A 21,894-nucleotide genomic window follows, 5' to 3' on the forward strand; every position below is an offset into this window, starting at 1 on the left:
GTTGAAGGCTGAGCTTGGTTTTAGACTGGGCTCAGCTTTTTTATTGTAAAAATAAGTGGTTAAGTCACAAGCTCAACACTTGAATTTCTGAATGGGACAATCCCGAGATTTGGCTAATAACATCAATACTGAGCCCCAGGCTTAAACTCGTTATGACCAGTGACCTCATGCGTTGACGAGTGTTAATAATTTCTTCTTTTCTCGCCTGCTGAATGCCTTGCTCTATGCCTTGCTCTATCCCTTGTTCTATGCCTTTTTCTATACCTTTTTGCATTCCTTCATCCCTGAGTCTCTGTGCAATATTCATAATAGTTTCCTCATATTTTTCAGTTTGATTGATTAAAGCCTGTACTATTTGGGTGTAATCAGTGGAATCCATCACATTAAATAGATAGTTAATAATTAAAATCACATCATCTCGATGATTTTCATTTTCTTTAATCACATGTGCTAAGCGTTTAGATAGCAGAACAATGTCACCCTGTCGGGCTGAATACTTGAAAGCTAACTCCATTGCAGCCACCTTCCGGTGGGTAAGAATTTCATCATCGCTGACAGCATTTATGTCAATTAGTGGTAGGGGATTACAATAAAGGTCATGGGCTAAATCTGACCACTGAAAGCAGTCTGTCCATGAGCGTGAATAAGGGTAAGGCGACGGATCACCATGATAAAACTGAATAGGGACGATAAGGGGTAAAGCATGATGACCCTGTTGTAGATGTTGATTCATTGCGGAGAACGCGTAATGCATTAAGCGCCAGCCCATTAATTTATCTGGAGTCGATTGGTGCTCAACTAATAGATAGAAGTAACCCGAACCTTGTTTTGTTTCGACTCTATAGAGCAAATCAGACAAGCGAGAACGCAGCGTTTTATCTATAAATGAAGCACTCGTTAGTATTAAAGTATCGAAATTACAGTATTGTGTAATACGACTTGGTAAATGAGCCTCGAAGAAATCCCTTGCATTACCAAGCTTAGTCATAAAGCCTTTGAATGCAGAATCATGCGGTTTAGAAACTAAGTGAATAGACATATCGATCCTTATCCCGAGCGGTTGACGACGAGATACTAACCAATATTTTTTAAGGAGTGGAAAAAAGTTAGTCCTAATTCTAGATAATGACTTGACTGATTAACTTTTTATTATAAATGGTTTTATTTACTGATTTTAGTAATTAAAAAACACCTCATCGTCGTAATTCAACCCTGAGGTGTCAGGAGATAATTTTAGTCAATACTGATGAGCTCAGTGCAAAACTTCCAAAGAAATTAGTGAGTCTCGTCCGCTTTAATTACACAATCAATGAACTGGTCTGTGACTGTTTAGTATCGGTAAAAAAGATACTGCGGTACGTGCTGTAGTAAGTTGCGTACATAATTGGCATTGAGATAAATAATCCTAAGCCGAATGGAATAATGGAGACAAACATTAGCACCATGGCAATCAGGAAGAATAAGAAACCAGGTAATAGGTTTTTCTTCACTGCCTGTAAGCTGGCGGAGATAGATGTGCCAATTTTGAAATCATGATTCATGATAAGAGCGGGAGCAAACCACGTTAGTGCAGTGCCAAATAAGCTAGCTAATGCCATGATAATGCCCGCAAATACAAATGTTCCAGTTGATGCAAACAAGGCTGCATCCGAAATACCATCGTATTGGTCAGCTTGCATTACTAAGCTAAAAATGGCCGAGCCAGCAATCAGAAATGCAATTAACATTCCGACCATATTGGCTGCAAAGTTTATGGCACCGATGGCAAATAGCTCACCAAATTTCTTTTGGAACCCAGAGAAAAGCAAGCCAATATCAGCTTCGCCAGTTTTGCGTTGGTTTTCACAAATTGCAATGATCCCCCCGACGAAAACGGGAGTAACAAAACTCACAAACATACTGACAATGGGTAGAAAAGCCATGGCAAAAATAATCAGGAAAAAGACAACGTTAATCAGGATCCACATGCCTAATTTTTCTTTGACCAGTGCCCACGCTTGGCTGATCCATTCAACGCCTTCTCCTGCTTGAACGGCGCGAGGTTCAGGCGTAAATACAAAACTATCAACGGGCTCTTGAGGTGATGGTGTTTCAGGTGCTGGCGTTACAGGTGATATGTCGTTATCGACATGATCGTGTTCATTATTCATGGTAAATGACCTATTCGTAGTGATGAATCAGCAATGTTTATTATAGTGTTATGCTGCTATTGATTTATAAATTAAATTTAACTTGGGGATTATGCCTAAAAACTCAACATTATCAAAGCAGAGTAATCTGGTTACGAGGAAATAGGTGGGGTAGCGTAGAAGAAGGGATAATAAAGAGGCTCCCCGAAGGAAGCCCCATTTTAAATTAGTACATAACTTTTTTGCCGTAGCTTTCGAGGATGCTTTTTACTCTTTCCATCACTTCTTTTGACGGTGGTCTCACGCCATCAAGTTTGTATTCTTCACCCATGGTTTCCCATTTGTGTTTACCCAGCTCATGGTAAGGGAGCAGTTCGATTTTCTCGATATTATCCATATCTTTCACAAACTCACCGAGCATATGGACTGAGTGATCATCGTCACTCCATCCTGGGACAACGACATAGCGGATCCAGGTCTTTTGATTGCGTTTAGCGAGGTAGCGAGCAAATTCTAAGGTGCGATGATTGGAAACACCGACGAGTTTTTGGTGGATCTCATCATCAAGCTGTTTTAAGTCAAGCATGACAAGATCAGTGACTTCCATCAGCTCATCAATGACGGGGTCATAACGACGAACAAACCCATTAGTGTCTAAACAGGTATGGATGTTTTCTTTTTTACAAGCGCGGAACCAATCACGGACAAAATCAGCCTGTAAAATAGCTTCACCACCGGATGCGGTTACACCACCACCTGTAGCGTTCATAAAATGGCGATAAGTGACGGCTTCTTTCATTAACTCATCAACAGTGACCATGTTACCGGTATGGGTATCCCATGTATCACGATTATGGCAATACAGGCAGCGCATTAGGCAGCCTTGAAAGAAGACAATAAAGCGGATCCCTGGTCCGTCGACGGTACCACAGGATTCGAAGGAGTGAATTCGTCCAAACGTCGCAGGTGGCGAGGTGGTCGAAATTTCAGTCGTTGGAATAGTCTTTTGCGTTGTTGACATAGCAGGAACTCACAGAATGTAGAATTATAATTTGTTATCTTTGACTAAGATAGAAAGGCCCCAATGGGAGGGGCCTTTTATTTATTTTACGTTATAGAATCTTAGCAAAGTCTTACAGAGTACTGGTGAAAGTACGAGTAATAACGTCTTGCTGCTGTTCTTTAGTCAGAGAGTTAAAGCGCACAGCGTATCCTGATACACGGATAGTCAGTTGCGGATATTTCTCTGGGTTTTCCATTGCGTCTAACAGCATTTCGCGGTTCATAACGTTCACGTTTAAGTGCTGACCACCCTCGATAGAGGATTCATGGTGGAAGTAACCATCCATCAGACCCGCTAAGTTAGTTTTACGCACTTCGTCGTCTTTACCTAATGCATTTGGAACGATAGAGAAGGTATAAGAAATACCATCTTTCGCGTAAGCAAACGGCAGTTTAGCCACTGAAGTCAGTGATGCAACCGCACCTTTTTGGTCACGACCGTGCATTGGGTTAGCACCTGGTCCGAATGGAGCGCCAGCACGACGACCATCTGGGGTATTACCTGTTTTCTTACCATACACAACGTTAGACGTGATGGTCAGAACTGACTGAGTTGGAACCGCGTTACGGTAAGTAGGCAGTTTCTGGATTTTCTTCATGAAACGTTCTACTAAGTCACAAGCGATGTCATCAACACGTGGGTCGTTGTTACCAAATTGTGGGTATTCACCTTCGATTTCGAAGTCGATAGCAATACCATCTTCGTCACGAATTGGTTTAACTTTTGCGTATTTGATTGCAGACAGTGAGTCAGCTGCAACAGATAGACCTGCGATACCACATGCCATTGTACGGTAAACATCACGGTCATGAAGTGCCATCAGTGCTGCTTCATAGCTGTATTTATCGTGCATGAAGTGGATGCAGTTCAGCGCAGTGACGTACTGAGTTGCTAACCAATCCATAAAGTGGTCCATTTTGTCCATCACAGTATCGAAATCAAGAACTTCGTCCATGATTGGAGCATGTTTAGGACCGACTTGCATTTTCAGTTTTTCGTCCACACCACCGTTGATGGTGTACAGCATAGTTTTCGCTAAGTTTGCACGAGCACCGAAGAACTGCATTTGTTTACCAACAATCATTGGGCTCACGCAACATGCGATTGCGTAGTCATCATTGTTGAAGTCAGGACGCATTAAGTCATCGTTTTCATACTGTACAGATGAAGTATCGATAGACACTTTTGCTGCGAACTTTTTGAAGTTCATTGGCAGTTTTTCTGACCACAGGATAGTCATGTTAGGCTCTGGAGATGGGCCCATGGTATACAGTGTGTTCAGGAAACGGAAAGTGTTTTTAGTCACCATAGTACGGCCATCAAGACCCATACCAGCCAGTGATTCTGTTGCCCAGATTGGGTCACCAGAGAACAGCTCATCGTATTCAGGAGTACGTAAGAAACGAACCATACGCAGTTTCATGACTAAGTGGTCAATCAGTTCTTGCGCTTGTTCTTCTGTGATTTTACCTGCTTCTAAGTCACGTTGGATGTACACGTCTAAGAACGTAGATACACGACCAAATGACATCGCTGCACCGTTTTGAGATTTAACAGCGGCTAAGTAACCGAAGTAAGTCCATTGAACAGCTTCTTGTGCGTTAGTTGCAGGACCGGAGATGTCGTAGCCATATTTAGCAGCCATCTCTTTGATTTGACCCAGTGCACGGTGCTGTTCTGCAATTTCTTCGCGCAGTTGGATAGTCATTTGCAGGTCTTCACCTTTCTCTAATCTTTCTTGCAGAGAGGTGAATTGGTTGAACTTGTCTTTCATCAGGAAATCAATACCGTACAGCGCAACGCGACGGTAGTCACCGATGATACGACCACGACCATAAGCATCTGGTAAACCGGTTAAGATACCGGATTTACGGCATTTTAAGATGTCTGGAGTATAAACATCGAAAACACCTTGGTTATGGGTTTTACGGTAGTCTGTGAAGATTTTTTTCAGGCTAGGATCTAAAGTGCGATCGTAAGCTTTACATGAACCTTCAACCATTTTGATACCACCGAACGGGATAAGGCCACGTTTCAGAGGTGCGTCAGTTTGTAAACCAACGATAGTTTCTAAGTCTTTGCTAATGTAACCTGCATCATGGGAAGTGATTGTTGATGCAACGTCTGTATCAAAATCAACTGGCGCGTGAGTGCGGTTTTCGATTTTGATCCCTTCCATGACTTTTTCCCACAGCTTATCAGTCGCTGGAGTAGAGCCTGCTAAGAAAGATTCATCACCTTCATACGGAGTATAGTTTTTCTGAATAAAGTCACGGACGTTGACGTTATTCTGCCAGTCACCTTGGCTAAAACCTTGCCATGCTAAAGCGAATTTTTCATTTAATTCGGACATGATACTTTTACCTTTTAACAATGGATCTTTGAGGGATCTTAATAAATCTTTGTGTACTTGTAATATCGAGCATATTAACCAATTTCGATTAATGTTTTTCGCTATTACGTAGATGCATTAACCAGTAAATCAGGCCGACTAACACTGCGCCGCCAATAATATTTCCGATAGTTACTGGTATTAAGTTTTCGGTAATAAAGTTTCCAACTGTTAAGTTAGAAAATTGTTCTGGTGCCATGTTGATATTTGACCAAAATTCAACAGGGGCGAATTCTTTAATCATGATAGCTAGAGGGATCATAAACATATTTGCAATGCTATGTTCAAAGCCACTAGCGACAAACATTGCGATTGGCAGAACTAATACTACCAGTTTGTCAGTTAGGCTACGACCGGCATAGCTCATCCAAACTGCTAAGCAAACCATTAAGTTAGCTAAAATACCTAAAAAGACAGCTTCAACAAAAGTATGGTGCAATTTGTAGTTAGCCGTTTGAAGAACGTTTAACCCCCATTGCCCATTCGCCGCAGCATATTGGCCTGCAAACCAAATAATAGCGACAAAAAACAGTGCGCCAATTAAGTTGCCAATATAAACGTTGAACCAATTGAGGAACATTTTTCCCCAAGTAATTTTGCCTGTTGCTTTAGATACGATGGTAAGAACAGTGGATGTAAATAAGTCAGCACCGCATACAACAACTAACATTAGTCCAAGGGAGAAGCAGATACCGCCAATCAGTTTAGTAAAACCGTAAGGAGCACTTGCTGCACCTGTCGTTGCAGTGATATAGAAAACGAAAGCGATAGAGATAAAGATACCAGCAGTGAATGCTGACAAGTAGGTAATAGCTGGATGTTTGTTCGTTTTATAAACACCTGCATCATCAGCAACTTGCGCCATGACAGCAGGAGATAATAAATTAAAAGGGTTGTCAGCTTTCATACTAACACTCTCTTACAAAGTTGATTAATTATAGCACGCAATTATAGTAACAAACGGGTGTGACGATAAATTTGATGTGGATCATGAAGTGTTGAGAGAACGGGGTGGAAACAGCACAAAAAACGTCAAAATTTCATCTAATTATTTGATTTCAATATGAAAAATATTTTTTAAATTTTATAAAAAAATTTTATAAAACAGCTCAAAACGCTCTCGATAAGTAAAATGTTACAGATGATTGTTAATGAATTTCGATAATTATTATGTGATTGAAATTAAATATTGCTTAAGTAAAGATAAAAGCCCAGAGGCTTTTATCTCAGATCACCTTAAGCCCCCACCAAGCCTATGGATTTAGTGGAGGGTTTTCTAATTAAGCATTAGCACGCTTAGCTTTTTGTAGCTTTTCGTAAGCTGCTAAAAGCCCTTGATGAGCAGGTAATGCTTTGAGCTCTTCATCAATTGACCATAATCCGTAGAAGCTTGATTCACCCGCAATTGCTGCTGACGCCGCATCTACCGCCTCTTGACCATACATACGGACAAAAGCTTGATAGTATTGAGCAGGTTCTCTTTCTTCTTCTTGGGAAAGCAGCAGCAGAGTATGCAAACAGCGGTAGTAGTTAGCGCGTTCTGGCGTGAAGACGGAACTGTTGAAGTCTTGTGTCCATTCAACCCAAGCTAATGCTTGTTCAAGATCGCCACCCGCTAAGGCTAACATTGATTTCAATTCGCCAATACGTAGATTGCTCCAGCCATTGTCTTTACCAACAGCCAGACCTAACAGCTCGCGCACACGGGTAAAGTCATCTAATCCGTCATCATCTAATTGTTCAATGAGAGCAAGATAATCTTCTTTTTCCCACTGACTATCAGGGAGGGACATAATGGTGTCGCGCAGGTAAGCACCCATTGCATTGTTGGCAATATGCAAATCTTCTACAGGATAGATATCTGACATACCTGGCACCAAGATACGGCAGGCATACACACCTAAATGGCTGTAATCTGCGATATACACTTCTGCGTCAAGTTTGTTGAAGATTGCCATTAACGTTGCAAATTCTTCTGTCGTGGTGCCTTTAAAGCTCCAATCCGCAAATGGATAGTCTGCATCGTCTTTAAACATATCCCAGCTGATTAAACCGCTAGAATCGATAAAGTGAGTTTCTAAGTTTGTGTGCTCACCAACTTCTTCATCATCAAAGGTTGGGGCGTTAAACACGTCCAAATCTTTCAGTCCACGACCTTGCAGTAATTCAGTGACTGTACGCTCTAAGGCAACACCAAAATCAGGGTGCGCGCCGAAAGAGGCAAAACAAGTCCCGTTCTGTGGGTTAAACAGCACCACACAGATGACTGGGAATTGGCCACCCAAAGAGGCGTCGTAACAGAAGATAGGGAAGCCTTCGTTTTCCAGTGTTTCAATCGCAGCGACTACACCAGGGTAACGGGCCATCACATCAGCAGGGATCGTTGGTAAACTAATGCTTTCGGCAATAATTTTATTTTTAACAAAGCGCTCGAACACTTCGGATAACCCTTGTACACGGGCTTCGTTTGCAGTGTTTCCGGCTGACATCCCATTAGACACATACAAGTTGCCGACGATATTCATTGGAATATAGACGGTGCTGTTGTCAGATTGGCGAGTGAATGGCAGGGCGCAAATACCGCGTTCTTCATTACCTGATTGCAGGTCAATCAGCAGGCTTCCTGCGAGTGCATTGTCAGGATCATAAAAAGCAATTAAGCGCTCATCCAGCAAACCGGCTGGCAGGCTATCATCTTCAGTTAACGGGAACCATTTCTCATTAGGATAATGAACGAAATCCCCTTCTGCGATGGATTTACCTAAATAGAAATCCGCGAAGAAATAGTTGGTGGATAAACGCTCAAAATATTCACCGAGAGCAGAGGCTAAAGCCGCTTTTTTACTTGCGCCTTTACCGTTGGTAAAGCACAGCGGGCACTCTTTGTCACGAATATGTACGGACCAAACATTTGGAACCGGATTCAGCCAAGAGGCTTCTTCGATATTGAATCCTAATTTTTTCAGTTTGGTTTGGAATGCATCAATGGAGTCTTCGAGTGCGGCATCTTTGCCGGGAATAAATGTTTGGCTCATTGTCAGTCACTTGTAAATGGCTTGTTTCAGATAGCGGCTATGATACGGGCTTTTTGCTTAGTGCTCACGCTTTTTATTCAAGACAGAAAAATAGCGAAAAATTAAAATTTACTAAAATGACAAAGTCGATCACAAAACTCTCAGATTAAATCCACATAATAACGTGAGTTTATTTTTAATATTATGCTCGTTAATTTTAGTTAAAGGAAAATAGGATGAAAAACCGAAATAAAGCGCTGTTAGCCACACTGGTTTCACTGTTTGCCGCATCAGCATTTGCACAACCGAATATTACGGTGTTGGCAACGGGCGGAACCATTGCGGGTGGTGGAGAATCAGCAACAGGTTCAAGCTACCAAGCTGGAAAAGTAGGAATTGACTCTTTACTTAATGCAGTACCAGAGACTAAAAAAATTGCTAACCTGAGTGGTGAGCAGCTGGTGAATATCGGTTCTCAAGATATGAATGACCAAGTTTGGTTAACTCTCGCCAAAAAAATCAATCAAGATTGCAATAAAACTGATGGTTTTGTGATTACCCATGGTACTGATACCATGGAGGAAACAGCCTTTTTCCTTGATTTAACTACTGCCTGTAAAAAACCGATTGTGATGGTGGGCGCAATGCGTCCTTCCACGGCTTTGGGCGCAGATGGTCCATTGAACTTATACAATGCCGTCGTATTAGCATCTGATAAATCAGCTGGAGAGCGTGGCGTGTTGATGGCGATGAATGACAAAGTGATCCAAGGTCGCAATGTTATGAAAATGAGCACAACAGAAGTTCAAGCCTTTGATGCCGTGAATGCGGGGGCAGAAGGCTATATTCATGATGGTAAGGTTACCTATTATCAAACGCCTCAGCCGCGTGGGGATAAACCTGTTTTTGATGTGAGCAAATTAGATAAATTACCGGAAGTGGGTATTGTCTATAACTATGCGAATGCATCTTCAGCACCAGTAAAAGCACTGCGCGAAGAAGGTGTTAAAGGTATAGTGAGTGCCGGTGTTGGTAACGGGAATATGTATAAAACTATTTTTGATGCATTAGCTAATGCAGCGAAAGAGGATGTTGTCGTGGTGCGTTCTAGTCGAGTACCGACCGGCTATACAACGCGAAATGCAGAAGTGAATGATAACGAATATGGATTTGTGGCATCTGAAAGATTGAATCCACAAAAATCTCGTGTGTTACTGCAATTAGCATTAACACAAACGAAAGATCCGAAAAAAATCCAAGAGATGTTTGAACAATATTAATATTTAATAATAGGCGGCAGAAATGTCGCCTTTATTCTATTTTTATTACGTATAAAATGTGTTCTTTTGGTGATGAGCTAATTTGTATAATCAAAATAACTCGACAATAAATACCTATAAATAAGGTAATTCAGTTATTATCGAGCAATTCTATATCATCTATTTAACAAATTTAATTATAAAGAACCCACGTCAGGTGTTTGAGCTTCTGGTTTTCCTTGTTTGGATTTTTCTTTAAATACGGCAACATTATCTTCTGATTTAACCGCAGATTTGACTTCTGCTAAACCAGAAAAAATTCCGCCTTTTTTGATGGATAAATTTGAATAGCGAATCGTGCCGTAGATTTCACCATTGGTATCAATACTAATGGTTTCTGAAATGCATTCCCCTTCCACTTTACCGTTCACCCACAATTCATTACTGGTGATATTGCCGGTAACTTGACCATTTTGCATGATTTTAACGGTATTATTTTTACCTACAATGTTGCCAATGACTGTGCCATAGATATGAACTTGTTCATTAGAGGTAATATTGCCTTCAAAAACAACATCTTTGGCGATGATGGTATTGGTTTTCTCTTCGCTGATCACTGGTGACGATACTTGCATTTTTTCCTCAGCAATTTGCTGCATGATTTCTTCTTTATTGATAGTGGGAGTGGGTTCTGGTTTGCTTTGTTTTTTATTGAACATGCGACTAACCTTTTTGTAATTGAAGTATAAAGCTAAACAAATGATTGAAGATATAAAGGCAACGGATGCCACGACGGTATATCTAAAAAACCACGCTATCAAAGTAAGAAACCAGAAGAAAAAACTTATGTTCAAAAACAGATATGTTTTCTTCATTCCTTAATCTCTTACACACAAATTTGATAATTAGTATAAATTAAAATAGCACATAACAAATTAAAGAATAGAGGATGATTTTGGTTTTATCTGAGGAAATGAAGCTATGTATTTTTAAAAAATAGTCGCTAATTTTCAGCTAAAGAGTAGAAATAGGGAAATGTTAAGTATGTTCAAATAAAAATACCCACTAATAAACATTAAGTGGGTATTTTTAACATTAAATGATTCATTAAATAAAGCGCGCTTTTAGTTATCCGCGCTTAAATAAGTCATTATTTAGCTTCGTGCGCTGCACTATTTTCACGACAATCACCTTCAGCACAGTGACCGTACAAATATAAACTGTGGTTAGAGAGTTTGATACCGTGACGAGCAGCAATGTCATGCTGACGTTTTTCGATTGATTCATCAGTGAATTCGATAACCTTGCCACAATCTAAACAGATTAAGTGGTCATGGTGATGCTGCTGAGTTAATTCAAATACGGATTTTCCACCTTCGAAATTGTGACGAGTCACAATGCCAGCATCATCAAATTGGTTTAATACGCGGTAAACAGTGGCTAACCCGATTTCTTCACCAATATCAATCAGCTTTTTGTAGAGATCTTCCGCACTGACGTGATGGCACTCAGGCTCCTGAAGTACTTCCAAAATCTTTAATCTTGGAAGAGTGACTTTGAGTCCTGCATTTTTCAATGCTTTATTATTGTCTGTCATGCGGGCTTGTCCTGTATTTTAAATCATAAATTTAACAATAATGAGACGTTTTTAACAAAAATCCAGTTGTCTTCTAAACTGATTTACAATTATAGGCATGGAAAATAAAAATAGAAACCATGCATTGTCTCATTATTTTGATTCGTTCTTAAAAGCGAGTCCATTAGATAGGAGGAATAATCCATCATATCGAATGGTTCACGCTTTTAATTGACAATCTATGTCATTATTAGCCAAGGATTTCAGCCAGAGACATCTCTTCAGAGATTTGTTTAACCCAAGCGTCAACACGCTCTTCGGTCAGTTCTGGTTGACGATCTTCATCGATAGCAAGACCGATAAAGTGGTTATCGTCCGCCATACCTTTAGAAACTTCAAAGTGGTAGCCTTCAGTTGGCCAATGACCGACGATCACTGCACCACGCGGCTCAATGATGTCACGGATAGTTCCCATCGCATCACAGAAATACTCTGCGTAGTCTTCTTGGTCTCCACAGCCAAACAGTGCGACAAGCTTACCGTCAAAATCAATTTCTTCTAATGTTGGGAAGAAATCATCCCAATCACACTGAGCTTCACCGTAGTACCACGTAGGGATGCCAAGAAGTAGGATATCAAACGCTTCGATATCTTCTTTGCTGCATTTAGCAATATCGTGAACTTCTGCAACATCTTTGCCTAATCTTTCTTGGATCATTTTGGCAATATTTTCTGTGTTACCTGTGTCACTTCCGAAGAAAATGCCTATAACTGCCATAAAGTGATTAACCTCTTGTTTTTCTAGTAGAGAGTATAAATTACCGATTCTGCTAGAACTAAAAATAGAACGAAAATAGGTAAAATTTTGCGCCTTATTTTGGCGAAAAAAACAGTGTTAGTCTGTCAAATTTGTGTGATTTACCCAGATACGGCTAGCGATCAATTGTCTCACTAACCTGCTCAAGTTGAGCCATCAAAATTTCTTCAATTAGCTCACTTCGGCTTATGTTTTTCTCTTCAGCTAATTGGTTTAAGACCGCGACAGCGTCTTCATTTAATTTCAGCTCAACTCGACGTAGCCCTTTGACTTTGTCTCGTTTTAGCTGATTTCGCTTATTGATTCGTAATTGTTCATCCCGCGACAACGGGCTAGTTTTTGGTCGCCCAGGCCTGCGTTCTTCTGCGAACAAATCCAGTGTGGTGCGGTCAGTTTGTTCTTTTGCCATATCTACTATTGCTAACGGAAGGGGTGTGCCAGTAATTCAGCGGGCAATGATACCCTAGCTGAACCCCTAGTACCATAGGTGCATACCCCGCTAATTCATCTAATAGATTAAAAAAAAAGCACTTTTAAGAAAAAAGCATCACCCAAAGAGTAAGTGATGCTTTTTTCTTCAGGTTAACGCGTCTGTTGTTGCCATAAATTGGCATAAAGGCCATTCAGTTTTAGAAGGTTCTGATGAGTTTCCGCTTCGGCGACTTCACCATTTCGTATCACGTAAATTTTATCGGCGTTCATAATAGTATTGAAGCGATGCGCAATGCTAATCACAGTTCTGCCTTGCGTGATTAACGGCATATTTTTCATGATGGCAGATTCTGATTCGTAATCCAGCGCAGAGGTGGCCTCATCGAGAATTAAAATATCAGGTTCAGTAATTAAGGCTCGAGCAAGGGCAATACGCTGACGTTGACCGCCAGAGAGATTTAACCCTTTTTCAGATAAATGATAATTAAAGTTTTCAGGCAGAGACATAATAAACTCATAGGCTCCAGCCAATTTTGCAGCATGGACTAATTGCTCTTCGCTCGCTTGTGGGTAACTTAATCGGATATTTTCTGCAATTGTTCCTACAAAAAGGGTACTTTCTTGAAGGACGACACTCATTCGGCGGCGTAACGCGACAGTATCTGTCACCGCTAAATCCATTCCATCAACAATAACTTGCCCATGTTGAGGAATATATAGCCGCTGTAACAATTTGGTGAGGGTGCTTTTTCCTGAACCAGATGGCCCTGTGATACCAATAAATTCTCCGGCTTTGATGGATAAAGTCAGGTTACTTAGCACTTCAGGGGTTTCAGGTTGATAGCGAAAGCGGATATTTTGAAACTCAATTTCCCCTTGAATGGTGCTTGAGCTGGCAATGCCTTGTCGTTCATTTTCAATAGGTTTATCAAGAATATCACCAACGCGACGCAGAGAAATAATGGTATGTTGGAAGTCTTGCCAAATTTGGGCAAATCGTAGAACAGGCTGAGTAACGTGAGCACTTAACATATTGAAAGCGACAAGTTCTCCTGGCGTGATATTTCCAGCCAAAACCTCATTAACGCCAAGCCAGAGTAGAATAGCGGTAGTCACTTTACTAACTAACGTCATTAATTGTGTTGCCACCACACTACGCATGGAAACTTTGAAACCTTGACTCAATTGCTGACTGAGTAATTTTTGCCAACGTTGGAAAAAGTATTTTTCAGTTGCTGTTGTTTTTACGGTTTCGATACCAGTTATTGATTCAGTTAAAAATGTGAGTCCGTTTTCATCGGCTTGGTAGGATTTTTCCGTTTGCTGACGAATGATTGGACCTAATATCATCCACAAAACAAAAAAGACCCCCATAGAGCCTACTAGTGTCCATGTCATCAGGCTGCTATACGAAAATAAGACGGCGATAAAAAGGATCACAAAGATAAAATCAATAAACAGCATCAGTGTTGAGCCAGCCAAAAATTGGCGTATATGGGCTAATTCACGGACACGTGCAATGATTTTCCCTGTGGGTCTTAATTTAAAATAACTAAGCGGCAGTGCCATTAAATGACGGTAAATTTTACCTGATAGCTCCGAGCCAATTTGTGTGCTCGTATGACTGAAAATTTTATCACGAATAAAGCTGTAAACAGGTTCTGCAATAGCAATAGCTAATATTCCCAAGGCAATAACATGTAAATTATGTAAGCTGCGCCCGACAAGTACTTTATCGATTAAATTTTGAAATAGTAGGGGGCTTACGAGTGCAAAAAATTGCACAATTGCAGCAAGAATAAAGACATTTTTGAGTTTAAAACGTTGGCGAATAATAGATGGAATAAACCAATTGAGGCCAAACGCTCTTTTTTGTTCTTTCTCCAACTGCTCTTTAATTAAAATGACGGAGTAATTGTATTTGGGGGATTCATTCCATGGTTCCTCATCGTCCTCTTTTGGTGAAATCACTGTGAGCGGTGAGTTTTGGGTGATAATATGCCAGCGTTGATTAATCAACACCAAAGCAGGTAATGGAATATCCTGCATCTGTTGTCGAGTGAGAGAAATGAGCTCTGTTTCATAACCAATAATCTGTGCACATTGTCTGATTTCAAAATCTGTGGGGGAGTCATTCTGCATACCAATGGCATGCATTAATTGTTCTTGAGTGACATTTTTTTGAAAATGATTAGCAACCCATATTAAGGCTTCCAAGCCATTATTATTTTGCTGTTCCATCGATTACTTCTCTCTCATGGCTGTGGCGGTATATTCGTTAATTGGGCTTAATAGGTAATCAATTAATCGTCGTTTATCTGTTTTTATTTCAGCAACAATGGACAAACCAGGAGTCATTTCAACTTGTTCGCCTTCCACTAATAGCTGTTTGCTGCTTAAACCAATTTGCGCTAAATAAACGAGACCTAGATTGTCATCTTGCGTGCTGTCGCGGGAAATGGACAATACCTCGCCTTCGATAGTTCCATAGCGGGTATAAGGGAAAGCGTCAATTTTGACATCTGCTTTTAAACCTTCTTGGATAAAGCCGATATCTTTATTGAGTATTTTGACTTCAGCTAATTGCACATGGTTATTGGGTACAATAACCATCAATTGCTGTGCTGGTTGTAATACAGCTCCTAGGGTATAAACCGCAATTTGTTGCACGGTTCCATCTACTGGTGCGCGAATAACTTCAAGCTGATTTCTTTCTTGGTTTTTAATCAATTCCTGTTCAAGAGAAACAAATTTGAATTTAGCTTGCTGATATTTCTCATGCCATTCTTGGTGTTTTTGCGCATTAATCCTATCTTGCTTTTCGAGCAAAGCATGATGTTGGCTATTTAATATAGAGAGTTCGGATTGTTTGGTAGTTTTTTCTTTTCTTGCGAGCAGTAATTCACGCTCCTGTTCTAAAAATTCCTTTTGACTGATTAACTGTTTTTGACTCAGGGCGGTATGCGCATCGAGCCGTTTTTTAATGTTATTCATTAAGATATTGATGTCTTTTAACTCTCGTTCTCTCGCTTGAAAGTTAACGCGATTAAGCTGAATTTCATTGGTTATTTCGTTGAGTAAGGTTTCATACTCTTTTTTAATGGTTTGATAGCTGAGCTGTGCATGAGCTTGCTCGATAGCTGATAGTTGGCTGTAATAAGCAGAAATTTCAATGGATTGCTGGTTGAGTAGGGCATGGTGGATCATTTCTTCACTAGCGTGAAAGTTTTTTTGGTAGTGTTGGCTAAGGATATCTTGGTCTACGCCTAATACTTTAACACTGAGTAATGGATCCCCTTGCTTTACCTGTTGCCCATCTGCAACGTGAATTTGCTGTAAGCGGCTTAATTCAAAGGCTTGAATGGTTTGGGTGCGCCCTGAAACGATGAGTTTTCCTTGAGTAGTCGCTTGAACATCTAATTTGCCAAAGTAAGACCAAGCAATAGCGATAAAAATACCAATACTAATACTGATAGCTATGGTAAATGCCAAATAAGAAGGCGGTGTTTTTAGAATCGCTAAATGTGCAGGTAGAAAACTGTTATAGCGAGAGAGCGCTGGTTTTTTTTTCATGGTTAACATCCGTGTGATTATTTTAGAGACTGCTGAAGCGTCCATAAATGTGTATAAAATTTATTGTTCTCGATTAATTGTTGATGGCTGCCTTGCTCAACAATTTGCCCTTGCTGCATCACGATAATTTTCTGGTGGTTACGGATCGTCGAAAGGCGGTGGGCAATAGTAATTACGGTACGTCCTTTGGCTATTTCTTGCATATTTTCTTGAATGATAGCTTGGGATTCATCATCTAAGGCGCTGGTGGCTTCATCGAAAATAATGATCTTCGGATCCGACAACAGTGTTCTGGCAATGGCGATGCGTTGGCGTTGTCCTCCAGAAAGAGAGGAACCGCCTTCGGCTAAGATTGTGTCATAGCCCATCGGCAATTTAAGTATGAAATCGTGGGCACCCGCCATTTTTGCAGCATTCACAACTTCATCCATTGAGGCATTAGGGCGAGTTTGAGCAATGTTGTCGAAAACAGACTGATGAAATAGAAAATTCTCCTGCAAAACAATACCAATCTGCTGCCTTAGGGAAGCAAGGCTAAGTGCTGTAATTGGCGTTCCATCAAGATAGATTCCCCCTTTTTCTGGGGTGTATAAACGCAAAATTAGCCGAGCGAGAGTACTTTTCCCAGAGCCTGATGTACCTACAATACCAATGGTTTCCCCGGCTTTTATTGAAAGGTTAAAGTTATTGAGGACGGTCGGCATATTAGGTTGATAACGGAAGCTAATGTTATGCAATTGAATATTGCCACTGAGTCGAGATTCATTTCCTTTTTTGCTCTGTTCTTGCGGAAGATTAATGATCTGTGACAGTTTTTCTACTGCCACTTTGGTTCGAATATAATCCCCCCATAATTTGACCAGTTTTACGAGAGGCTGATTTGCATGATTGACCATCATATGAAAGGCAATGAATTGTCCAATAGTCAATTGCAGTGCAAGAACTTCAGATGCGCCAACCCATAGAATGATAGCGCTTGTCACCTTTTCAATGACCATGACAATGTGTTCAGAGCGTGAACTAATTTGCCCAGACACAAAATTGGTTTGGCTCATATCTGCCGTTTGTTTATCCCACCGACGGGTAAAGCTTGGTTCAATGGATAAGCTCTTGGCGGTTTCAACTCCATTAACGCTTTCTGTCAAGAATGAGGTATTCACCGCAATATTGGCAAACTGTTGCTGAGCTGCGGCTTCAATTTTCGGCGTGAGCCACCAAGCGACCAATAAATAACAGGGAATAGAACAGAGGAAAAGTAAAGTGAGGGTGGTGGAAAGTAAGTTCATCACATAGATGAAAACGAACAAGAACAGAACATCGACACACAGAGTGAAAAAGCTATTGGTTAAGAATTCTCGGATAGTTTCCAATTCTTTAACTCGAGTAACAATGGCTCCAATTTGTCGATTTTTAAAAAATGAAATAGGCAGGTGCAATAAGTGATTAACTAACTTTAATCCTAATGTCATATCAATTCGATTGACGGTATGATTATAAATATATTCTCGTAGCCCTTTTAAGATGACTTCAATAATCGCGGCGACGATTAAACCGAAAATTAAAACATCCAAGGTCGATATACTATTATGAATAAGTACCTTATCCATAATAACCTGCATCACAATGGGGGAAGCTAGCGCTAATATTTGTAAAATAAAAGAGAAAACCAATACCCAAGTGATGATTTTACGGTACTTCATAAATTCCGTTTGGAACCATGAAATATCGAATTTTCCTTGTTTAACTTTGACGTGAAGCCAATTCCCATTCCAATTTTTTTGTAGCTCTTCATGGCTCCATATTTCAGGTGCAGGATGACCAAAACGCTGAATGAGCACTTGCTCTTGATTATGATTAGCCAACAAAAAAGCATAACCATCGTTATCATAAAGAATGGTGGGGGATGGTAGTTTAGCGATACTTTTATCGCGCTGATGCTTGTTCTTGCATTTAATCTGATAATTATTTTTTATTGTTTTAATATAATCTTGAATTTGATTTATATTCTCTGTTTTCTGTGTGAAATCATCATAATCAATTTCACCAGAAAGTTTTGCAATAATGCCAATAAAATATAATGTTGATTGTGTTTTGACACTTTCCATTGTGTATATTCATCATCCTGTATATTTAATAATGTCTGTGTATATATCGATTTGAAAAATATTATTATTTAATCAAGGTAGATAATACAGTCATCATAATTACAAGTGTATTGAAGTTCGTCTTATTATTTGAATATGAATATATTTAATGGATGTATTTTATCCTGATATTGAAGATTTGAATATTCAATATCAGGATTGTGGGAGTCAAGGCGGTTAGATTAGTCGGGAATAGCTAAAAATCGGTGAATCGCTCGTAGCACATGCTCCGGCTTTTCGGCATGAACCCAATGCCCAGCATCGGCAACTACCCAAGCTTTGGCTTGAGGAAACTGAGCTGCAATGCTGTCGCGGTATTCGGCTTGCACATAGGGTGAGTTTCCGCCGGGGATCAGTAACACCGGTTTATTCCATGCAGGCACCGTTTTCCATCCGATGATCTTTTCATAATTAGCTTTGATTGCCAAAAGATTGAATTTCCACTCACCTTGTTTAAAGGATTTAAGTAAGAATTGAATGACACCTTCTTCGGGAATGAATTCGCGCATAATGCCGCTAGCCTCTTGACGGGTTTTAGAGTGCGCTTGAGTTGTTGCTTCTAGTGCCGCAATAATTTCGTCATGGCGGCGAACGTTGTAAGCGACAGGTGCGATATCGATGGCCACAATTTTTTCGATGAAATCAGGTGCTATTTCACTGGCAGCCATGGCAATTTTTCCACCCATAGAATGTCCAATAAGAATGGCATTGTGGTAACCAAGGGATTTTACGAGTGAAATCACATCTTTGGCCATTTGTTGGTATTCCATTTCGTCAGAACGAAATGAGTCACCATGATTGCGTACATCGATTTGAATAGTATCGAAATAGTTTTGTAAGTCACGACCTAAAACACCTAAATTATTCAGGTCACCAAAGAGTCCATGGATCAAAACGACGGGGGTGACGGTGATCGGATTTTCAGGTTTATGGATTGTATAATTGAGTAATTCGGTCATATTTGGACTACGATTGATATTGTTTGTCAGATTGAAGACTTATCATGGCATGGTGATGCCAAAAAACCAAATCTGTATAATCAGAACAAGATAACTTACTGAAATCCCATGAAACTTAACTCGTTGTTTGTTTTAAGTTATTGAAATTTTAATTGTTTTGTTTTTTTTAAATCTGGCTTATAATCTGGCGCGAATTTTAGATTAAGAAAGTACTGGGAAAAAATGAAAACGATAGAAGTTGATGAAGAGCTTTACCGCTATATTGCAAGTCACACACAGCATATCGGTGAAAGTGCATCGGATATTTTACGCCGCATGCTAAATTTCAAATCCGCGCAGCAGCCAGTACCCGCAAAAGAAGTGAGTGTAGCACCGTTAGCGTCACAAGATGTGCCGGTGATGAATACCAAGGTGGTTGCTCAAAACCCTGTGAGAGTGATCAGAGAATTATTATTATCTGATGCTTATGCAGAAAAAAATAAGGCGATTGATCGCTTTATGCTAATTCTTTCAACGCTATATAGCTTAGATGCGAAAAGCTTTGAGAACGCAACAGAGTCCATGCATGGTCGTACCCGTGTTTATTTTGCTGGTGATGAGCAAACACTACTGGCTGCGGGTAAGCAATCAAAACCTCGCCATATACCAGGCACGCCGTATTGGGTGATCACTAACACCAACACCAATCGCAAGCGCAGTATGATTGATGCGATTATGCAAGAGATGAACTTCCCAGCGAATGTCATCGAAAAAGTCGGCAATACAATTTAACTTTGGTAAATACTATCTAACCTTGATAGTCATCTAAACATTGTGAAGTCACTGGTGTTTCACGCTAATCATCAGTGCTTTGGGAGATAACAAGTGGCAATTCATGAACGAGCAGGGCAGCTTCCATTTCAAAGTGATTTGATTAACGTTGCTCAGTTAACGGCTCAATATTATACCCAACAGCCAGATCCCGATGTGTCTTCTCAGGCCGTCAAGTTTGGGACTTCTGGGCACCGTGGTAGTTCGCTGCGTAACAACTTTAATGAAAATCACATTCTGGCAATCGCTCAAGCGATAGCGGATCTGCGTAAGCAGCAAGGGGTAACAGGACCTTGTTATGTGGGTAAAGATACCCATGCGCTGTCAGAAGCAGCCTTTATATCGGTGATTGAAGTATTAGCAGCTAACCAAGTTCATGTTATTGTTCAAGAAGATAACGGTTTTACCCCAACTCCGGCAATCTCCCACGCGATTTTAAGTTATAACAATGCACATCAAGATGTTGCCGACGGCATTGTAATTACTCCATCCCATAATCCACCAGAAGATGGTGGGATTAAATATAATCCTGCAAACGGTGGTCCTGCAGATACAGATTTAACATCGGTTATTGAACAGAATGCAAATCAGTTACTTGCAGCCGATCTTGATGGCGTGAAGTGTTTAGATTTTGCTGATGCAATGGCGAGTGGTTTTGTAACAGAACAAGATCTGGTGATGCCATATGTTCGTGCGCTCGGCGAAGTTGTGGATATGCAAGCTATCCAAAAATCAGGATTAAAAATCGGTGTCGATCCTCTGGGTGGTTCCGGTATTGAATACTGGAAAAAAATTGCAGAGTATTATCAATTAGATATTGAAATTGTTAATGACCAGCTAGACCAAACATTCCGCTTTATGCCATTAGACCACGATGGTGTGATCCGCATGGACTGTTCATCCCGCTGGGCGATGGCAGGCTTGCTGGGCATGAAGGAAAATTTTGATTTAGCGTTTGCGAACGATCCGGATTATGATCGCCACGGTATTGTTACCCCAAGCGGGTTAATGAATCCTAACCACTATCTTGCTGTTGCTATTGATTATCTATTCCAACATCGCCCTCAATGGGGCAAAGAAGTTGCTGTAGGTAAAACGTTAGTTTCCAGCGCCATGATTGACCGTGTTGTTAATGATATTGGCCGTGAACTCATTGAAGTGCCTGTCGGTTTTAAATGGTTTGTGGATGGTTTATTTAACGGCAGCCTTGGTTTTGGTGGCGAAGAGAGTGCTGGTGCTTCATTTTTAAAATTTGATGGCACGCCGTGGTCGACGGATAAAGACGGAATTATTCTATGTCTGCTTGCTGCAGAAATTACAGCGGTAACAGGGGAAAACCCTCAGCAGCGTTATAATAAACTCGCTGAAAAATTTGGGGCTCCAATCTACAGTCGTATCCAAGCGAAAGCGACCCACGAGCAGAAAGCTAAGTTAAGCAAATTGTCGCCAGAAATGGTATCAGCAGACACACTAGCGGGTGATAAAATTACTCAGCGTTTAACAGCGGCTCCAGGCAATGGTGCATCAATTGGTGGGTTAAAAATCATGACTGACTATGGTTGGTTTGCCGCTCGCCCATCAGGTACTGAAGAAGCCTACAAAATTTACTGTGAAAGCTTCCGTGGTGAAGAACATCTTCACTTGATTGAGAAAGAAGCGATTGAAATCGTCAGTAAAGTCATTAGCTAATTATTGTCTTTAAAGCGGGTGGTAATCGCCCGCTTTT

17 protein-coding genes are annotated in these 21,894 nt (G+C 40.5%); 3 read left to right on the forward strand and 14 right to left on the reverse strand.

Going from position 1 to position 21,894, the window contains the following annotated elements; translation table 11 throughout:
* Positions 1-64: 64 nt before the first annotated feature.
* From HFU86_RS06170 to ycaO, 6 genes are all read right to left on the reverse strand, one after another.
* Positions 65-1,039, reverse strand: a complete 975-nt coding sequence (locus HFU86_RS06170; RefSeq protein ID WP_132494459.1) for an Rpn family recombination-promoting nuclease/putative transposase — start codon at positions 1,037-1,039, stop codon at positions 65-67.
* Positions 1,040-1,298: 259 nt separating this feature from the next.
* On the reverse strand, positions 1,299-2,150 hold the full coding sequence (locus tag HFU86_RS06175; RefSeq protein ID WP_132494461.1) for a BPSS1780 family membrane protein: 852 nt from the start codon (positions 2,148-2,150) through the stop codon (positions 1,299-1,301).
* Between the two features lie 205 nt (positions 2,151-2,355).
* Positions 2,356-3,150, reverse strand: coding sequence for a pyruvate formate lyase 1-activating protein (gene pflA, locus HFU86_RS06180; RefSeq protein ID WP_154628552.1), 795 nt, complete (start codon positions 3,148-3,150; stop codon positions 2,356-2,358).
* 112 nt (positions 3,151-3,262) lie between these two features.
* Positions 3,263-5,545 carry a formate C-acetyltransferase gene (gene pflB, locus HFU86_RS06185; RefSeq protein WP_187128910.1) on the reverse strand — a complete coding sequence of 761 codons (2,283 nt, stop codon included), beginning with the start codon at positions 5,543-5,545 and terminating at the stop codon, positions 3,263-3,265.
* Positions 5,546-5,633: 88 nt separating this feature from the next.
* Positions 5,634-6,491, reverse strand: coding sequence for a formate transporter FocA (gene focA / locus HFU86_RS06190; protein ID WP_036951809.1), 858 nt, complete (start codon positions 6,489-6,491; stop codon positions 5,634-5,636).
* A 373-nt stretch (positions 6,492-6,864) separates the two neighbouring features.
* Positions 6,865-8,619 (reverse strand): 30S ribosomal protein S12 methylthiotransferase accessory factor YcaO, encoded by a 1,755-nt coding sequence (ycaO, locus tag HFU86_RS06195; protein WP_187128911.1) that lies wholly within the window; start codon positions 8,617-8,619, stop codon positions 6,865-6,867.
* 215 nt (positions 8,620-8,834) lie between these two features.
* Here ycaO and ansB point away from each other — a divergent pair, with 215 nt between their 5' ends.
* A complete protein-coding gene (gene ansB, locus HFU86_RS06200; protein ID WP_132494465.1) occupies positions 8,835-9,878 on the forward strand; it encodes an L-asparaginase 2 in 1,044 nt (347 codons plus the stop codon).
* A gap of 176 nt (positions 9,879-10,054) precedes the next feature.
* Here the strand turns inward: ansB and HFU86_RS06205 are convergent, their stop codons facing one another.
* The 8 genes from HFU86_RS06205 to HFU86_RS06240 form a co-directional block, all read right to left on the reverse strand.
* On the reverse strand, positions 10,055-10,576 hold the full coding sequence (locus HFU86_RS06205; RefSeq protein WP_243698942.1) for a bactofilin family protein: 522 nt from the start codon (positions 10,574-10,576) through the stop codon (positions 10,055-10,057).
* Between the two features lie 431 nt (positions 10,577-11,007).
* Positions 11,008-11,454, reverse strand: a complete 447-nt coding sequence (fur, locus tag HFU86_RS06210; RefSeq protein WP_036951797.1) for a ferric iron uptake transcriptional regulator — start codon at positions 11,452-11,454, stop codon at positions 11,008-11,010.
* Positions 11,455-11,683: 229 nt separating this feature from the next.
* On the reverse strand, positions 11,684-12,211 hold the full coding sequence (gene fldA / locus HFU86_RS06215) for a flavodoxin FldA (protein ID WP_036951795.1): 528 nt from the start codon (positions 12,209-12,211) through the stop codon (positions 11,684-11,686).
* A gap of 154 nt (positions 12,212-12,365) precedes the next feature.
* Entirely contained in the window at positions 12,366-12,659 is a 294-nt protein-coding gene (gene ybfE / locus HFU86_RS06220; RefSeq protein WP_036951793.1) for a LexA regulated protein, read from the reverse strand.
* A 173-nt stretch (positions 12,660-12,832) separates the two neighbouring features.
* Positions 12,833-14,923, reverse strand: a complete 2,091-nt coding sequence (locus HFU86_RS06225; RefSeq protein WP_187128912.1) for a type I secretion system permease/ATPase — start codon at positions 14,921-14,923, stop codon at positions 12,833-12,835.
* Positions 14,924-14,926: 3 nt separating this feature from the next.
* Positions 14,927-16,255, reverse strand: coding sequence for an HlyD family type I secretion periplasmic adaptor subunit (locus HFU86_RS06230; protein ID WP_132494471.1), 1,329 nt, complete (start codon positions 16,253-16,255; stop codon positions 14,927-14,929).
* A 17-nt stretch (positions 16,256-16,272) separates the two neighbouring features.
* Positions 16,273-18,360, reverse strand: a complete 2,088-nt coding sequence (locus HFU86_RS06235) for a peptidase domain-containing ABC transporter (protein WP_187128913.1) — start codon at positions 18,358-18,360, stop codon at positions 16,273-16,275.
* 221 nt (positions 18,361-18,581) lie between these two features.
* The gene (locus HFU86_RS06240; protein ID WP_187128914.1) at positions 18,582-19,358 is read right to left on the reverse strand and encodes an alpha/beta fold hydrolase; all 777 of its coding nucleotides are present in this window, start codon (positions 19,356-19,358) and stop codon (positions 18,582-18,584) included.
* Between the two features lie 222 nt (positions 19,359-19,580).
* On the opposite strand from HFU86_RS06240, the gene seqA reads away from it, so the two are divergent.
* Together seqA and pgm are read left to right on the forward strand one after the other, a co-directional pair.
* Positions 19,581-20,129, forward strand: coding sequence for a replication initiation negative regulator SeqA (seqA, locus tag HFU86_RS06245; RefSeq protein WP_187128915.1), 549 nt, complete (start codon positions 19,581-19,583; stop codon positions 20,127-20,129).
* A 93-nt stretch (positions 20,130-20,222) separates the two neighbouring features.
* Complete coding sequence (gene pgm, locus HFU86_RS06250; RefSeq protein ID WP_187128916.1) at positions 20,223-21,857, forward strand: phosphoglucomutase (alpha-D-glucose-1,6-bisphosphate-dependent); 1,635 nt, start codon at positions 20,223-20,225, stop codon at positions 21,855-21,857.
* Positions 21,858-21,894 lie beyond the last annotated feature (37 nt).

Source organism: Providencia sp. JUb39 (assembly GCF_012272845.1).
In the GTDB taxonomy this organism is placed as follows: Bacteria; Pseudomonadota; Gammaproteobacteria; order Enterobacterales; family Enterobacteriaceae; genus Providencia; species Providencia lanzhouensis.

Excerpts from the sequence above, each read along its gene's own strand:
- fldA (WP_036951795.1), bottom strand. The coding sequence starts at position 12,211 with ATGGCAGTTATAGGCATTTTCTTCGGAAGTGACACAGGTAACACAGAA.
- ybfE (WP_036951793.1), bottom strand. The coding sequence starts at position 12,659 with ATGGCAAAAGAACAAACTGACCGCACCACACTGGATTTGTTCGCAGAA.
- focA (WP_036951809.1), bottom strand. The coding sequence starts at position 6,491 with ATGAAAGCTGACAACCCTTTTAATTTATTATCTCCTGCTGTCATGGCG.
- HFU86_RS06170 (WP_132494459.1), bottom strand. The coding sequence starts at position 1,039 with ATGTCTATTCACTTAGTTTCTAAACCGCATGATTCTGCATTCAAAGGC.
- HFU86_RS06225 (WP_187128912.1), bottom strand. The coding sequence starts at position 14,923 with ATGGAACAGCAAAATAATAATGGCTTGGAAGCCTTAATATGGGTTGCT.
- pflA (WP_154628552.1), bottom strand. The coding sequence starts at position 3,150 with ATGTCAACAACGCAAAAGACTATTCCAACGACTGAAATTTCGACCACC.
- HFU86_RS06235 (WP_187128913.1), bottom strand. The coding sequence starts at position 18,360 with ATGGAAAGTGTCAAAACACAATCAACATTATATTTTATTGGCATTATT.
- pflB (WP_187128910.1), bottom strand. The coding sequence starts at position 5,545 with ATGTCCGAATTAAATGAAAAATTCGCTTTAGCATGGCAAGGTTTTAGC.
- HFU86_RS06175 (WP_132494461.1), bottom strand. The coding sequence starts at position 2,150 with ATGAATAATGAACACGATCATGTCGATAACGACATATCACCTGTAACG.
- seqA (WP_187128915.1), top strand. The coding sequence starts at position 19,581 with ATGAAAACGATAGAAGTTGATGAAGAGCTTTACCGCTATATTGCAAGT.
- HFU86_RS06240 (WP_187128914.1), bottom strand. The coding sequence starts at position 19,358 with ATGACCGAATTACTCAATTATACAATCCATAAACCTGAAAATCCGATC.
- ansB (WP_132494465.1), top strand. The coding sequence starts at position 8,835 with ATGAAAAACCGAAATAAAGCGCTGTTAGCCACACTGGTTTCACTGTTT.
- fur (WP_036951797.1), bottom strand. The coding sequence starts at position 11,454 with ATGACAGACAATAATAAAGCATTGAAAAATGCAGGACTCAAAGTCACT.
- HFU86_RS06230 (WP_132494471.1), bottom strand. The coding sequence starts at position 16,255 with ATGAAAAAAAAACCAGCGCTCTCTCGCTATAACAGTTTTCTACCTGCA.
- HFU86_RS06205 (WP_243698942.1), bottom strand. The coding sequence starts at position 10,576 with ATGTTCAATAAAAAACAAAGCAAACCAGAACCCACTCCCACTATCAAT.
- ycaO (WP_187128911.1), bottom strand. The coding sequence starts at position 8,619 with ATGAGCCAAACATTTATTCCCGGCAAAGATGCCGCACTCGAAGACTCC.